This is a genomic window from Nocardia sp. NBC_01377, assembly GCF_045040005.1.
In the GTDB taxonomy this organism is placed as follows: domain Bacteria; phylum Actinomycetota; class Actinomycetes; order Mycobacteriales; family Mycobacteriaceae; genus Nocardia; species Nocardia noduli.
The window spans coordinates 7,105,835-7,120,761 of record NZ_CP109566.1; the positions used below are offsets into that span (position 1 = coordinate 7,105,835).

The window sequence follows — 14,927 nt, forward strand, 5'->3', positions numbered from 1 at the left end:
CCGCCCGGATCGGTGCGTGCGAGGCGCCCGCGCGGTGGCGCACCGCGCACCGGTTCGCGCGGCGGCGCACCGCGCGGGGTTCGCGGCGCGCACCGCGCGCTTGGTTCGTACCCGGCGCTCAATAGACTTCCGAGCATGGAGGCCGCTGATTGGGACGCAAGGTACGCGCAGGGCGATCTGGTGTGGGGCGCGCCCGCGAACGCGACCGTGGTCGAGCACGTGTACGGGTTGGAACGGACTATCCCGCTACTGCCGGACACCCCCGGCGGCGCGCCCCCCGAATTGCCGCGCGCCCTCGACCTCGCGTGCGGCGAAGGGCGCAACTCCCTCTGGCTGGCGACCCACGGCTGGCAGGTACACGCGGTCGACTACTCCCAGGTCGGGGTGGACAAGGGCAGGACCGTGGCGACTCGGTTGTCCCGTTCGGTGCGCAGCCGCATCACCTGGCAGTGCGCCGATGTCACCGACCTGGACGCGGCCGAGATCACCGGCCCCTTCGAACTGATCCTGATGGTGTTCCTGCACCTGCCCGCCGACCGGCGCCGCACCGTACTGCGCGCGGCGGCCGACCGCCTCTCCCCCGGCGGCACCCTGCTGGTGCTGGGCCACGACACCCTCAACCTCACCGAGGGCTACGGCGGCCCCCAGGACCCCGCCATCCACTTCACCCCCGACGACGTCACCACCGACCTCGCTCCCGCCCGTCTCGAAATCCGCCTGGCCGACCGGATCCACCGGCCCACCGAACACCGCGACGCGATCGATGCCATGGTGATCGCCACCCGGCCCCGAACCCCTTCGGCGTCAACGGAATCGGGTCGACCGTAGCCCCGGCGAGTGCCGCACTGCGGGCCTCCACCGCGCCGACCACCCGGGGCACGCCGCATCGCAGACCCACGCCCCGGGTTCCCGGTCAGCGACCGGTGAGGATCGGGCACTCGCTAGCGCGACCAACGCTCCAGCCACGGGCTCACCGCGGCGGTGATGACATCGAGACCGCCGCGGAAGGAATGCGGCTGACCGGGTACGACGCGGACTTCGGCCGCGTCGGCGGGATCGGGGATGCCGAAGGGATCGTTCGCGCCGTTCACCACGACCACCTCGATATCGCCCGCCGCGAGCAATTCCTCGCGCCGGGTCTTCTCCGGCTTACCCGGCGGATGCAGCGGGAACGACAGGGCGAGCACACCGCGCGCCTTCGCGGCGACGGCGGTGCGGCAGGCGACCCGCGCGCCGTTGCTGCGACCGCCCTGGATCAGCGGTTTGCGCACCTTTTTCCGCAGGGCGGCGACGATCTCCAGCCAGGCCGCGTCCTGGACGACCACGGAACCGGGCGCGCGACGGCCGGCCACCCGGTAGGGCTGCATGATCAGCGCCACGGCGCCGCCCAGTTCCAGCGCGGTATCGCGTACCGCGAGCAGGTCCGCGGCGTCGACCCCGCCGCCGGATCCGTGGGTCAGCAGTAACAGGAAGCGCGCGCCACGGGGCTTGACGAGTTCGATCTCGGCGGGCCCGGCACTCGTCTCGATCTGCATACGTCACCGTATCGCCAGCGGGGTCTTGTGACCGGCCACAATCCCGATGTCGGGGGTTCGCGGGGCGCTCACACGGCTTCGGCCTACTAGGTGAGACTCGGCGCGGCAACGGCGTGGCGGTGTTTTCCACGTCACATTCCCCGCTCCAGCCTTTGCCGAGTCGATTACCGGCCGGTAATATGGTCGGTAAGTTACCCGCGAGTAGCATGCGGAAAACCGGCTACCCGGTGGAGCGAAGAACGGGCGGGAACGGCAGACAACCGACCGCACCAACTCAACGGAGAGTGAGTACCGAAATGGGTCACTACAAGAGCAACGTCCGCGACCTCGAGTTCAACCTCTTCGAGGTTCTGGGCCTGGGATCGCTGCTGGACGCGGGCGCCTACGGCGACCTGGACACCGAAACGGTGAAGGAGATGCTCAGCGAGGTCCGGCGTCTGGCCGAGGGCCCGCTGGCCGACTCGTTCGTCGACGGCGACCGCAACCCGCCGACCTTCGACCCCGAGACCCACACGGTCACTCTGCCGGAATCCTTCAAGAAGTCCTACCGCGCCCTCGAGGACGGCGGCTGGTCCAAGGTTCCCGTCCGCGAGGAGCTCGGCGGCCTCGGCGCCCCCAGCGTCATCGGCTGGGCGCTCGGCGAGATGATCCTCGGCGCCAACCCGCCCGCCCAGATGTACGCGGCGGGCGCGGGCTTCGCCCAGGTCTTCTACAACAACGGCACCGACGAGCAGAAGAAGTGGGCCGAGGTCATCGCCGACCGCAACTGGGGCGCCACCATGGTGCTGACCGAGCCGGACGCCGGCTCCGACGTCGGCGCGGGCCGCACCAAGGCGGTCAAGCAGGAAGACGGCTCCTGGCATATCGAGGGCGTCAAGCGCTTCATCACCTCGGGCGATTCCGACGACCTGTTCGAGAACATCATGCACCTGGTGCTGGCTCGCCCCGAGGGCGCGGGACCGGGCACCAAGGGCCTGTCGCTGTTCTACGTACCGAAGTGGCACTACGACTTCGACACCAACACCAAGGGCGACCGCAACGGCGTCTTCGTCACCAATGTCGAGCACAAGATGGGCATCAAGGTCTCGGCCACCTGTGAGGTCACCTTCGGCGGCCACGGCGTGCCCGCCAAGGGCTGGCTGGTCGGCGAGGTGCACAACGGCATCGCGCAGATGTTCGACGTCATCGAGAACGCGCGCATGATGGTCGGCACCAAGGCCATCGCGACCCTGTCGACCGGTTACCTGAACGCGCTGGAGTACGCCAAGATCCGCGTGCAGGGCGCCGACCTCACCCAGATGACCGACAAGACCGCGCCGCGCGTCACCATCACCCACCACCCGGACGTGCGTCGTTCGCTGGCCACCCAGAAGGCCTACGCCGAGGGCCTGCGCGCCATCTACCTCTACACCGCCGCCCACCAGAACGCCGACGTGGCGCAGCTGGTATCCGGCGCCGACGAGGATGTCGCCTTCCGCGTCAACGATCTGCTGCTGCCGATCGTCAAGGGTGTCGGTTCCGAGCGGGCCTACCAGTACCTGACCGAATCGTTGCAGACCTTCGGCGGCTCGGGCTTCCTGCAGGACTACCCGATCGAGCAGTACATCCGCGACGCCAAGATCGACTCCCTCTACGAGGGCACCACCGCGATCCAGGCGCAGGATTTCTTCTTCCGCAAGATCGGCCGCGACCGCGGTGTCGCCCTGGCCCACGTGGCCGGGCAGATCCAGAAGTTCATCGAGTCCGAAGCGGGCAACGGCCGCCTCAAGGCCGAGCGCAAGCTGCTCGCGACCGCGCTCGAGGATGTCCAGGCCATGACCGCGACCCTGACCGGGCACCTGATGGGCGCCCAGCAGGATCAGTCCGAGCTGTACAAGGTCGGACTCGGTTCGGTGCGCTTCCTGATGGCGGTCGGTGACCTGTTCATCGGCTGGCAGCTGCTGCGTCAGGCCGACGTCGCCATCAAGGCGCTCGACAACGGCGCGACCGGTTCGGACGTGGCGTTCTACACCGGCAAGGTCGGCGTGGCGCAGTTCTTCGCCCGCAACATCCTGCCGGAGCTGACCGCGACCCGCGCCATCCTGGCGAACCTGGACAACGACATCATGGAGCTCGACGAAGCCGCGTTCTGATGAATCGCCGAGTACGAACGAAAAGACCCGGAGGCAGCTGCCTCCGGGTCGTTTCACCTGCGGGTGCGGCCGCCCGCAATGCGTGACCGGCGGGCGAGGGGCTGTTGCCTGCGCGGGGTCGACGGACTTCTAGCGCGCGTCCGGGAACAACGGCGGCAGGTACTCGTCGCCGAGCGGTGGCGTCAATTCATCGATCACGACCAGATTCCCCCCGGATTCCTTGGCCCGGTACATCGCGGCGTCCGCGCGGTGCAGCAGCATCTCCGGCGCGGGCCGTGGACTGTCCGCGTGGGCGCCCGCGTCGAATACCGCGACGCCGACGCTCGCCGTCACCTCGACCTCTGATTCGGCGGTCGCGGCGACGGCGCGACGTAGTCGCTCCGCCTCGGCCCTGACATCGGCCGTCGCGATCGGCGCGGCGACGACGAATTCCTCGCCGCCGGTGCGCGCCACCACCGAACCCGCCTCCGCGGCGGCGTACAACCGCTTGGCCGTCCGGATCAGCACGGTATCGCCGACCCGGTGCCCGAAGTTGTCGTTGACGCTCTTGAACCGGTCGAGATCGAAGGTCATGACGCAGACCGAGCTGTGGCCGTCGATCAACCTCGGCAGCCGATTCTCCAGACCGCGCCTGTTGAGCAGTTCGGTCAGCGGGTCAGACAGCGATTCGGTGCGCAGAATCCAGTACATGAACTGGAGCGCGGGCAGCGCGCCCGCGACCGCGCCCACCATGAGCAGAGCCGTCGCCACGGCCAATCCGACATCGCCGCCGTCGGTCGCGACCAGCGTCGACAGCAGGATCACCGAGAACAACGCCCACACCGCGTGCACCGCCAACACCTTGGCGCTGTGGAAGAAGGCCAGATAACTGCCGGAAACCACGAACAGAATCGCGCCCATCGCCCCGAACAAACGGTCCGTCACCTGTAGGAACTCGACCGTGAACAGCACATCGACGAACGCCATCAGCAGCAGCGACTCCGTTTTGCCCGGCCAGGGGAACAACAACCAACGCAGGGTCCACAACCCCCCGGTGACCACGCCGACGACGGTCGCCGGACTCGGATCGCCGGTGGGGCCGAAGGGGGTACCGGCGATCACCACGGACAAGACGACCAGGCTGATACCCGGTAAACCGATCGCCCATTTCAGCGGCAGCAGCGCCGACCGCGCCGCGAGGGTGCGGATCAGCCAGTAGTAGTCGACCGGATCGTGCCACCAGGCACGTAGTGTCTTGTCGTCATCCATCCGCTCACCCGTGATCGTGACCGTGCGCGCCGATCGTCGCCGAGCACGAGATCACGGATGCCGGATCTCACCTGGTCATCGGAGCAGTCCAGGACCGGCGGACCCGCACCCGACACGCGCATATGTGCTCCAGCCCACTATAGGCAGTACCCAGGAACGATCTTGCTGATTCCCCGACGGACTCGATCCGGTGAACGTGTCCCGCCCCACAGTGCCGTACACCACACCGATCGACGATCAACGGGCACAATATTGCGGGCAACCACGCCACAGGAGGGATTCGTCCGAATGAAACGATCGCTGTCGGCACTCGCCAGGGCCTGTGCCATCGGCGTGGTACTCGTGGTCGGGGTCGCGGGCCCCGCCGCCGCCGACCCGAACAACGTGAATCCGATTCCCGGCCTGAACGGCTGGCGCGGACTACCGCAGCTGCCGGGGCCGACCCAGGCGGTCTTCCAGGTCACCGGGATGGACAGTCCGAACCGGACCCAGAACGTCAATATGCTCGGCACCGACCTCGGCATCATGTGGGACGACGGCCGCGGCACCATGATGACCGCCTTCGGCGACAGCGCCGGACTCGGCGTCCCGAATCTGCTCGCGGGCAGTGTCTGGGCCTGGTCGTCGAATGTGCTGTTCCGCAGCAGCACCAAGGATCCGTCGAACGGCATCTACTTCGACAGCGCCGTGACGAATCCGCTGCCGAGCCCCAAGATTCCCGGCATCGAGATCAGTTTCATTCCCACCGCGGGCATCTCGGTCGGCGGCGTGCAGTACATGAGCATGATGTCGGTGCAGGGCTGGGGTGATCACGGCAAATGGATCACCAACTTCTCCACCCTGGCCGTCTCCGGTGACGGCGGTCAGACCTGGGCACAGTTGCCCAACACCCGCCGCGCGAATGTCGACGGCTGGCAGAATTTCCAGCAGAGCGCGTTCCTGAAAACCGGCGGCTACATCTACCGGTACGGCACACCCGCCGGGCGCGCGAATCCCGGATTCGTCTCCCGCACGAAGGAAGCCGATATCGCCAATCTCGACACCTACGAGTATTGGGACGGCAAGGAGTGGAAACCGGACGTCAAGGTCGCCGCGCCCATCGTCGGTGATGTCGCCGAACTGTCTGTGATGTGGAACGAGTACCTCGGCCAATACGTCATGATGACAACCGATCCCGCGAATTCGGTGGTCATGCGCACCGCCCCCGCACCCGAAGGTCCGTGGGGGCCGCCGCGCGTTCTCATCGACGCACCGTCACTGCCCACCGCCTACGCCCCGATGATCTTCCCGTATCAGACCGGGCGCGACCTGTACTTCCTGCTCACCGTGCACAGCCAGTACAACGTCATCCTCATGCGAACACCGTTGGGGTAGTGGCGAATACAACGAAACGGCCCGGAGCGATCCGGGCCGTTTCCATTTTCGCCACGATGTCGGCAACGGCCACGTGGTCGCGGATCCGGGGCCGGTCGAATGACCCCACCGCGACGGCGCCCGCCGCGGTGGGGTGCACCGTTGTTACTCGGTCGGGGCGGGGTTCTGACCCGGCTTCGACGAACCCGACGAGAGGCCCTGCAGAACCTTAACCAGTTGCTCCGAGGAGCCGGTGCCCGCGGCGGGCGGCGGGGTCGTTCCCTCGTCGGCGGCGGCCATACCCGCGCCGGACAGCACGATTCCCGCAGCCGCGGCACCGGTGAGCACGAACATCGAAAGCTTCTTCATTGCTTGATTCATTCCTGTCGAGTAATTCTGACGCCATCAGCGAACCGGCTAATGGCCGGATCCAGTCCTATTACGATGTCGGCGACCTCAGAGAGTTTCCGCACCGGCCGCCCACAGGCCCGCATTGCCGATGATCAACGAATATTTCGATATGCAGTCGGAGGGGTCGAGGATTCACGAATGCGACCGCGCATCTCGGCTCCGACGTAAGGACGATAGACACCCGGACTACCAGGGATTTCACGGAATTCAATCGATCCGACACGGGTCGTACATGCCCATAATTCTCAGGGCATAACCCCAGAAATATCGGGTTGCGGACCGCATTATTCACGTCATCAAGACAAGCAACCATGAACCCGTGCCCTTAATTCTATGGTCACCGAAATAAAGGTTAGCAATTCAATAGCAAATACGAGACGAACCTCACCGGAAACTATCTGTAACACAGCCGCAAGCATTCCGATTCGAACCGATTTTGCGGAACATATTAACGATACCGTGAGTATCGGATAGCAGTCCTACGCCGGTTTCATCGGCACACAGATACACCCAGGCTCGAACGGAGTACTTGTACGACCGACGCGCGAACTCGGCGGCGGCCGGATCCCTACCGAGCGGGGTCGGTGCGAAGGAACGCGACGGCGGTACCGATCGACGCCGCCGTCATCCTCAGGGACTGAGCGGATTCACGCCTCGGGCATGCATACGGCCACCGGCTCGCGAGCAGCGACCACGGCAGCCGGATACCCGAACTCTCACACGGCGGGTCCCCGGCCCTCTACGAGCTGAGGAGAGGCCGGAACAGACCTCGATCGAACGGCAGGGGACGTACTACGCGCCGAACGAGGCGCCAGAAATCACGCTCGCACCCGAAGGCGCGCCGCGCCCTCAGAACAGCCTCGGGGTCACTTCTCCTCGCATTTCACCACCGGAATCGGGTCGTACTTCACCGTCCGGGTATGGCGGGACACCTCGCGACCGGTTTTGCGGTCGGTGATGATGCGGGTGTCGGAGATGGTGAATCCAGGAGCGCCTTCGGAGGCGATGCAGTCCTTGCCCTTCGGCAGGGTGACGGTATTCGGCTCCGTGGGTTTGGACTTGTCGCCGGTGACGGATTCGACATTCACCGTCTTGGTGCCCCACAGGCGGACGGTGATCTCCGAGGCCGACGTGGTCGTCTCGATGTAGACGCCCGACTGGGTGTTGTTGCGGAATCTGAGGTCGATGGCGCCGTCGAAGACGGTGGCTTCGCGGGCGGCGGGGTAGCGCGAGATGTAGTAGCTGTGTTCGGTGTGCCCAGCGTCCTCCATACCCGCGAAATAGGCGGCGTTGTAGAGGGTGGTGGCGAACTGGCTGATGCCGCCGCCGACGGCGGTGCTGGGGCGGCCGTGATCGATGATGCCGGATTCGACATACCCCTCGGCGACGCCGCGTGTACCGGTGAAGTCGTTGAGAGAGAACGTGTCTCCCGGTTTGACGACCGCCCCGTTGACCTTCTGCGCGACGGTGCGGATATTGACCCCGGACGGACCGCTGAAGCCGCCGGTGGTGAAGACGCCCATGGGTTCGACGATGCCGAGCGCTTCCGCGGCGGCGGTGGTCAGCGCGGGGTCCACCTTCTCGTAGACTGCCTGCGCGGTGCGCTCCCGCGCCACCAGGAGGACGGGCAGCTGTTCGAGGGTCTTGGCCCAGTTGATCTTGTCACCGGTCACGGCGGGCACCACCCTGGCCGAACCGCCGCCCACCGCGAAACTCGCGTCCTTCGGTTCGACTTCGGTGGCCGCCAGCTGCGGTGCGAGCAAACCTGTCGCGGCGTTCTGGTCGACGTTGAGCGCGAGACCGCCCTGCCCGTCCGGCGCGAAGGAGATGACGCTCGCGATCTGCGCCGGATCGAGTTTCGCCGCGCCCGCCTTACCCGCGAAGCTCACCTCGGCGCGCACGGCGGGTTCCGCGATATCGCGCAGCGCCTGGTCGACGGCCTCGGGGCGCACGGTCAGCGGCGCCGGTACCTCCGGCAGGTCGATGGCGGCGCCGAGGATCCACTTGTCGATGATCAGGGTGCGCGCGGCGGTGGTGTCGAGTACCTGTCCCGGCACGGGCGGGATCGCGACGGGTTTGGCGTTCTCGAATCGGATGGTGCCGTCGACCGTCGCGCGATCGTGTTCGTGCAACGACGTGAGCTGCGCGGTCAACGCGGCGTCGTCCACGTCGCTGGCGACGGGCACGTGGCGGGTGCCGAACATCGAGCCGAGGCGGGTGAACGGGTTATACGGCTGGCCGCCGATGCGATCCCAGGTCGTGTCCCAGTCGACTTGCAGGCCCGCCGCGGCGGGGACGATCCGCGACTCCGCGTCACCGATGCGCAGCGGCAGTTCCTCGCTGGACCGATTGCCCAGTGCGGCACGGAGTTTGGCGTCGGCCGCGGCGGGATCCATCCCCGCGATGTCGACACCGGCGACCACGACGCCGCGGGGAACCTCACCCGAGGTCGTCACCAGGTCGGCGATATAGCCGATGACGGCGAGCCCGAGGACAGCGCCGATCGCGATGCCGACGCGTTTGGTCGTCGGCGATTGCCACCACGGACTCGCCGCGGGTCTGCCGCCGGAACCGGGCCGCCGCGGCCGCGGCGGGCCGGGAGGGCCGGATCTCGCGGGATCTCGCCGAGCGTCGCGGGGGTGGTTTCGCGGTGTGGGGCGCTGGGTACGTAGAGGCTGGGTCGGTGCCGAGGTCCACTCCGGGGCCTGTCCATCCGCCGTCCGATGCGATTCGAGGAGCTCGCGTAGCCCGACTTCGCCGCCGTCGCGTCGGCCTCGGTCGTGGCTTCCGGTGCTCGACTCGCTCGTCACGAACCGTCCTCCCCGCTGAAGGTAAACAGGTACCCGCACCGTGCGGGTCTCTCCAACGATAGAGCCCTATCGTGGTCGTCCGCACGGCACGAACCCTCAGCTAATCTCTAGCAAATAGCGGTCTGGGAACGTGGAGAAGCCCCGCGCAGTTGCCGGGTCGGGGGTCTGGCAACTACGCGGAGCCGATCTGTTTATCGGCGCAGCGCACGGTGCGTTACACACCGTGGACGGCGGCGCGGCGATCTGAGCGTGACAATGAGCATGACTCTCGCCACATCCGCTCGGCACACACCAGGGAGATGGTCGGATATGCAGCTGGGAATGGTCGGCCTCGGCCGAATGGGCGCCAATATCGTGCGGAGGATCGTCCGGGACGGGCATACGGCCGTCGGCTGTGACCGCAGAACCGAGAATATCGACGAGTTGACCTCTGAACTCGGCGACAGTTTCGACGGCACCGCGGACCTGGCCGATTTCGTCGGCAGGCTGGAAACTCCCCGGGTGGTGTGGGTGATGATCCCCGCGGGTGCCACCGGCGCGGTGATCGACCAACTCGGCGAACTACTCGAATCGGGCGATATCGTCATCGACGGTGGCAACAGCCGGTATCACGAGGACATACACCGGGCGGCGCGACTTTCCCCGAAGGGCATCCACTACGTGGATATCGGCACCTCGGGTGGCGTTTTCGGACTGGAGCGCGGCTTCTGCCTGATGATCGGCGGCGAGAGCGGACCCGTCGAACACCTCGATCCGCTGTTGAAATCCATCGCGCCGGGCGTGGGGGCCGCCGAGCGGACGCCTGGACGCGACGGGGAGCCGTCGACCGCCGAACAGGGATATCTGCACTGCGGTCCCGCCGGGGCCGGACATTTCGTCAAGATGGTGCACAACGGCATCGAGTACGGGGCCATGGCCGCCTATGCCGAAGGCCTCAACATCCTGCACAAGGCGGATTACGGCGCGGAGCACGCCGGGGAGTTCTCCGCCGAGGAGACCCCGCTCGAGCATCCGGAGTTCTACCGCTACGACCTCGACATCCCCGAGGTGACCGAAGTGTGGCGACGCGGCTCGGTGGTGGCCTCGTGGTTGCTCGACCTCACCGCGGGCGCGCTCTACGCCGACCCGAACCTGGACTCCTTCGACGGAAGGGTCTCCGATTCCGGCGAGGGACGCTGGACCCTGGACGCCGCGATCGACGTCGGTGTCCCCGCGCCGATCCTCGCGGCCGCGCTGTTCCAGCGTTTCTCCTCGCGCGGCGATTCGCTCTACGCGGACAAGATGCTCTCCGCCATGCGCGAAGCGTTCGGCGGACACCACGAACTGCCGAAAAAGTAAGCACCGCAACCGAAACGCCCCCTGACCGAATCCCCCCACGCGCCGGGCGCTACCGCACCTCGGTCGGTACGCCCGTCCCTGTCCGCCCCGGTCAGCGGAACAAACCGCCCGTTCCGGTCACCACGGAAGCCCGACTGAAGTACGTTTTTCACCGGCTGGCCCCGGCTCCGATCCGCCTCGGCGACCACGGCTTCCGCCGCGGTCATCCGATCCGGCCGGAACCGGGATCCAGCGATGGGTGGCATCCGATCCCGGGGAAGGATCGGATGCCCCCCTTTCCGTGTCTCAGCGCTCCAGGATGGCGACGACGCCCTGGCCGCCCGCGGCGCAGATGGAGATGAGGGCGCGGCCCGAACCCTTTTCGGCGAGCAGTTTCGCGGTGGAGGCGACGATGCGGCCGCCGGTCGCGGCGAAGGGGTGGCCCGCGGCGAGGGAGGAGCCGTTGACGTTGAGTTTGCCGCGGTCGATCGCACCGAGGGCGCCGTCGAGGCCGAGGCGTTCCTTGCAGTACTGGTCGGATTCCCAGGCCTGGAGGGTGGCGAGGACGACGGAGGCGAAGGCCTCGTGGATCTCGTAGTAGTCGAAATCCTGCAGGGTCAGGCCGTTGCGGGCCAGCATGCGCGGTACCGCGTAGGTCGGTGCCATCAGCAGGCCGTCGGGGCCGTGGATGTAGTCGACGGCGGCGACCTCGGAATCGACCAGGTAGGCCAGGGTCGGCAGTTTGCGCTCGGCGGCCCATTCGTCGCTGGACAGCAGCACCGCGGACGCGCCGTCGGTCAGCGGGGTCGAGTTGCCCGCGGTCATGGTCGCGCCGCCCGCCTTGACGCCGAAGACCGGTTTGAGCGTGGACAACTTCTCGACGGTCGATCCGGGACGCAGGTTGTCGTCGCGGGTGAGGCCGAGGAACGGGGTGATCTGGTCGTCGAAGAAACCGCGGTCGTAGGCGGCGGCCATGTTCTTGTGCGACAGGTAGGCCAGTTCGTCCTGGGCCTCGCGGGCGATGCCGAATTCCTTGGCGGTGATGGCGGCGTGCTCGCCCATCGACAGGCCGGTGCGCGGTTCGGCGTTACGCGGGATCTCGATACCGAGCATGCCGGGCCGCAACTGGCCGACGAGCTTGAGCCGGTCCTTGTTGGACTTGGCGCGGTTGGCGTCGAGCATCCACTCGCGCATACCCTCGCTGACGCCGATCGGCGCGTCGGAGGTGGTGTCGGTGCCGCCACCGATTCCGGCGTCGATACGGCCCGCGGCGATGGCGTCGCCCACGGTGACGATGGACTGCAGACCGGTGCCGCAGGCCAGCTGAAGATCGTGGGCCGGGGTGTAGGGGCTCAGCGTGGAGCCGAGGACGCTCTCGCGGATCAGGCTGTGCTCGCCGACCCGCTTGAGCACCGCGCCGCCGACGACCATTCCGAGGCGCTCACCCTGCAAATTGAAGCGGCTGACGAGGCCGTCCAGCGCGGCGGTGAACATGTCCTGGTTGGAGGCGTGCGCGTAGGCCTTGTCGGAGCGGGCGAACGGAATCCGGTTACCGCCCACGATCGCGATCGGGCGCGGCTGCCGCGGGGTCTTGGCCGAACGGGCTTTGCTTGTCACTCGAGTCTCCAGGTCTCGTGGGGTGGGCATATGCACTGGGAACAGCTGCCTGCACACCGTCGCCGGGGGCGGGACGCGGAAATTCCTCGCGCGTACCCGACAGGCGGCGGTATCGGTTTACATTAAACTTACTCTGGAGTAAGTTAATTGTCGACACCGTACCCCGCACGTGTCGACACGTTCGCCTGGGGCATGCAGTGCACGAGACCACCACGACACAGAAAAGGTAGGAACTGTGGCAGCCAGCAAGAGTAAGGGTGCTCCCAACCTCTACGGATCGTTCGTACACTCCGCCCCCGGCCAGTTCCTGGCGAGCAAACTGGGCTTGCCGAAGCCGGAGAACCTGCGCCGCTACGCCAAAGGTGAAGCGCCGCTGCCCGGCCCGGTACTGATCGGCGGCAAGGGCCGCGTGGCCGAACCGGCGCGCGCACTCCTGTCGGACTACACCTTCGCCGACTCGCTGGAGCAGGGCGCCAAGCACGGCGCGCTCGTCTTCGACGCCACCGGAATCGGCTCGATCGAAGAACTCTCGCAGCTCTTCGAATTCTTCCAGCCCGCCCTGCGCAGCCTGACCGCGTCGGGCCGCGTCCTCGTCATCGGCACCACGCCGGAACTGACCGGCGGCGTCGACGAGCAGATCGCCCAGCGCGCGCTCGAGGGTTTCACCCGTTCACTCGGCAAGGAACTGCTGCGCGGCTCCACCACGCAGCTGGTCTACCTCTCGCCGGAGGCCGCGCCGAACGCCAGCGGTCTGGAATCCACACTGCGCTTCCTGCTCTCGGCCAAATCGGCGTTCGTCGACGGACAGGTGATCCGGGTCGGCTCGGCCGATTCCACCGCCCCCGCCGACTGGGACAAGCCGCTGGCGGGCAAGGTCGCCGTCGTCACCGGCGCGGCGCGCGGTATCGGCGCGACCATCGCCGAGGTTTTCGCCCGTGACGGCGCCACCGTCATCGTCGCCGATATCCCGGCCGCGGGCGAGGCGCTGTCGCAGACGGCGAACAAGGTCGGCGGCACCGCGCTCGCGCTCGACGTCACCGCCCCCGACGCCGCCGAGAAACTGGCCGATTTCGCCACCGAGCGGTTCGGCGGCATCGACATCATCGTGCATAATGCGGGCATCACCCGCGACAAACTGCTGGCCAATATGGACGAGGGCCGCTGGAATTCGGTCATCAACGTGAATCTGGCCGCGCCGCACCGCATCACCGAAGGCCTGGTCGCCCGCGGCGTGCTCAAGGAAGGCGGGCGCGTGATCGACGTGTCCTCCATCGCGGGTATCGCGGGCAACCGCGGCCAGACCAACTACGGCGCGTCCAAGGCGGGCGTCATCGGCATGGTCGACGCCGAGGCGCCGAAGCTGGCGGAGAAGGGCATCACCATCAACGCCGTCGCGCCCGGTTTCATCGAGACCGCGATGACCGCCGCCATCCCGCTCGCCACCCGCGAGGCCGGACGGCTGATGAGCTCGCTGTTACAGGGCGGCCAGACCGTCGACGTCGCCGAGACCATCGCCTACTTCGCCGGACCGGCGTCGAACGCGGTGAGCGGCAATGTCGTTCGGGTCTGCGGGCAGAGCCTGATCGGGGCATGATGACGCAGAGGATCTCGCTCACCGAGCCGCCGAAGAACAGCAAACTCTTCGTCAAGGCCGCACTCGGCGCGGTGCCGCTGCTGTCCCAGCGCCGCGCGTCGCTGCCGGATCGCGTGGTGCGACTGGAAGGTTTCCGGGTCGCCCCGGACCATCTGGCCGCCTACTGCCGGGCCACCGGGCTGCGTTTCGGTGATTCGCTGCCGCTGACCTACCCGTTCGTGCTGAGCTTCCCGCTGGCGATGCAACTGGTGGTCGCCCGCGATTTCCCGTTCGTCGCGGTGGGCGCGGTGCACGCGGAGAACACGATCGAGCGCGCACGCGAGATCTCGGTGGCCGAACCGCTGGATTTCGAAACCCATATCGAGAACCTGCGCGAACATCCCAAAGGCCTGCTGGTCGACGCCGTCACCGAGGTGAAGGTCGGTCGGGAACAGGTGTGGCGCCAGGTGACCACGTTCCTGCACCAGCAGAAGACCTCGCTGTCGGGCGGACCCAAACCCGCACCGAAACCGGACGAGGTGCCACCGCCACCGCTGCGCGCGCTGCGGGTGGATCAGAAGATGATCAACCGGTACGCCGCGGCCTCCGGTGACCACAATCCGATCCACACCTCGGCGTTGGGCGCCAAGGCTTTCGGGTTCCCGAAGCCGATCGCGCACGGAATGTGGTCGGCCGCCGCGATACTCGGCTCGATCGAGGGCAGGATCCCCGAGAAGTCCACCTACACGGTGAAATTCGGGAAGCCGATCCTGCTGCCGTCGACGGTGAACATGTACGCGGACCAGGTCTCGGGCGGCTGGGATCTCGCACTGAAACATCCGAAGAAGGGGTACCCGCATCTGACGGCGACCCTGCGCTGATCGCCCGTATCCCCGAGAAGCCCTCGAATCCTGAATGGTTCGAGGGCTTC

11 protein-coding genes are annotated in these 14,927 nt (G+C 67.1%); 6 read left to right on the forward strand and 5 right to left on the reverse strand.

Annotated features, from left to right (window positions below):
- Window positions 1-135: 135 nt before the first annotated feature.
- Window positions 136-828 (forward strand): class I SAM-dependent methyltransferase, encoded by a 693-nt coding sequence (locus tag OG225_RS32830; RefSeq protein WP_405178714.1) that lies wholly within the window; start codon window positions 136-138, stop codon window positions 826-828.
- A 113-nt stretch (window positions 829-941) separates the two neighbouring features.
- Here the strand turns inward: OG225_RS32830 and OG225_RS32835 are convergent, their stop codons facing one another.
- A complete protein-coding gene (locus OG225_RS32835; protein ID WP_405178715.1) occupies window positions 942-1,535 on the reverse strand; it encodes an alpha/beta family hydrolase in 594 nt (197 codons plus the stop codon).
- Between the two features lie 296 nt (window positions 1,536-1,831).
- Between OG225_RS32835 and OG225_RS32840 the strand changes: the two genes are divergently transcribed.
- Window positions 1,832-3,667 (forward strand): acyl-CoA dehydrogenase, encoded by a 1,836-nt coding sequence (locus tag OG225_RS32840; RefSeq protein ID WP_405183446.1) that lies wholly within the window; start codon window positions 1,832-1,834, stop codon window positions 3,665-3,667.
- A gap of 129 nt (window positions 3,668-3,796) precedes the next feature.
- Here OG225_RS32840 and OG225_RS32845 read toward each other — a convergent pair whose 3' ends face one another.
- On the reverse strand, window positions 3,797-4,915 hold the full coding sequence (locus OG225_RS32845) for a GGDEF domain-containing protein (protein ID WP_405178716.1): 1,119 nt from the start codon (window positions 4,913-4,915) through the stop codon (window positions 3,797-3,799).
- 288 nt (window positions 4,916-5,203) lie between these two features.
- Here OG225_RS32845 and OG225_RS32850 point away from each other — a divergent pair, with 288 nt between their 5' ends.
- Window positions 5,204-6,289 (forward strand): DUF4185 domain-containing protein, encoded by a 1,086-nt coding sequence (locus OG225_RS32850; protein WP_405178717.1) that lies wholly within the window; start codon window positions 5,204-5,206, stop codon window positions 6,287-6,289.
- A gap of 144 nt (window positions 6,290-6,433) precedes the next feature.
- Here OG225_RS32850 and OG225_RS32855 read toward each other — a convergent pair whose 3' ends face one another.
- Together OG225_RS32855 and OG225_RS32860 are read right to left on the reverse strand one after the other, a co-directional pair.
- Window positions 6,434-6,637 carry a hypothetical protein gene (locus OG225_RS32855; RefSeq protein WP_405178718.1) on the reverse strand — a complete coding sequence of 68 codons (204 nt, stop codon included), beginning with the start codon at window positions 6,635-6,637 and terminating at the stop codon, window positions 6,434-6,436.
- 908 nt (window positions 6,638-7,545) lie between these two features.
- On the reverse strand, window positions 7,546-9,489 hold the full coding sequence (locus OG225_RS32860) for a VanW family protein (RefSeq protein ID WP_405178719.1): 1,944 nt from the start codon (window positions 9,487-9,489) through the stop codon (window positions 7,546-7,548).
- Between the two features lie 309 nt (window positions 9,490-9,798).
- Between OG225_RS32860 and gnd the strand changes: the two genes are divergently transcribed.
- The gene (gene gnd / locus OG225_RS32865; protein ID WP_405178720.1) at window positions 9,799-10,827 is read left to right on the forward strand and encodes a phosphogluconate dehydrogenase (NAD(+)-dependent, decarboxylating); all 1,029 of its coding nucleotides are present in this window, start codon (window positions 9,799-9,801) and stop codon (window positions 10,825-10,827) included.
- A gap of 285 nt (window positions 10,828-11,112) precedes the next feature.
- Here gnd and OG225_RS32870 read toward each other — a convergent pair whose 3' ends face one another.
- Window positions 11,113-12,423 carry an acetyl-CoA C-acetyltransferase gene (locus OG225_RS32870; RefSeq protein ID WP_355089452.1) on the reverse strand — a complete coding sequence of 437 codons (1,311 nt, stop codon included), beginning with the start codon at window positions 12,421-12,423 and terminating at the stop codon, window positions 11,113-11,115.
- A gap of 235 nt (window positions 12,424-12,658) precedes the next feature.
- On the opposite strand from OG225_RS32870, the gene OG225_RS32875 reads away from it, so the two are divergent.
- The gene (locus tag OG225_RS32875) at window positions 12,659-14,017 is read left to right on the forward strand and encodes a 3-oxoacyl-ACP reductase (RefSeq protein ID WP_405178721.1); all 1,359 of its coding nucleotides are present in this window, start codon (window positions 12,659-12,661) and stop codon (window positions 14,015-14,017) included.
- Complete coding sequence (locus tag OG225_RS32880; protein WP_405178722.1) at window positions 14,014-14,877, forward strand: MaoC family dehydratase; 864 nt, start codon at window positions 14,014-14,016, stop codon at window positions 14,875-14,877. Before OG225_RS32875 ends, OG225_RS32880 begins: the two co-directional genes overlap by 4 nt.
- Window positions 14,878-14,927: the final 50 nt, after the last annotated feature.

Excerpts from the sequence above, each read along its gene's own strand:
- OG225_RS32830 (WP_405178714.1), top strand. The coding sequence starts at position 136 with ATGGAGGCCGCTGATTGGGACGCAAGGTACGCGCAGGGCGATCTGGTG.
- OG225_RS32840 (WP_405183446.1), top strand. The coding sequence starts at position 1,832 with ATGGGTCACTACAAGAGCAACGTCCGCGACCTCGAGTTCAACCTCTTC.
- OG225_RS32850 (WP_405178717.1), top strand. The coding sequence starts at position 5,204 with ATGAAACGATCGCTGTCGGCACTCGCCAGGGCCTGTGCCATCGGCGTG.
- OG225_RS32835 (WP_405178715.1), bottom strand. The coding sequence starts at position 1,535 with ATGCAGATCGAGACGAGTGCCGGGCCCGCCGAGATCGAACTCGTCAAG.
- OG225_RS32880 (WP_405178722.1), top strand. The coding sequence starts at position 14,014 with ATGATGACGCAGAGGATCTCGCTCACCGAGCCGCCGAAGAACAGCAAA.
- OG225_RS32855 (WP_405178718.1), bottom strand. The coding sequence starts at position 6,637 with ATGAAGAAGCTTTCGATGTTCGTGCTCACCGGTGCCGCGGCTGCGGGA.
- OG225_RS32845 (WP_405178716.1), bottom strand. The coding sequence starts at position 4,915 with ATGGATGACGACAAGACACTACGTGCCTGGTGGCACGATCCGGTCGAC.
- gnd (WP_405178720.1), top strand. The coding sequence starts at position 9,799 with ATGCAGCTGGGAATGGTCGGCCTCGGCCGAATGGGCGCCAATATCGTG.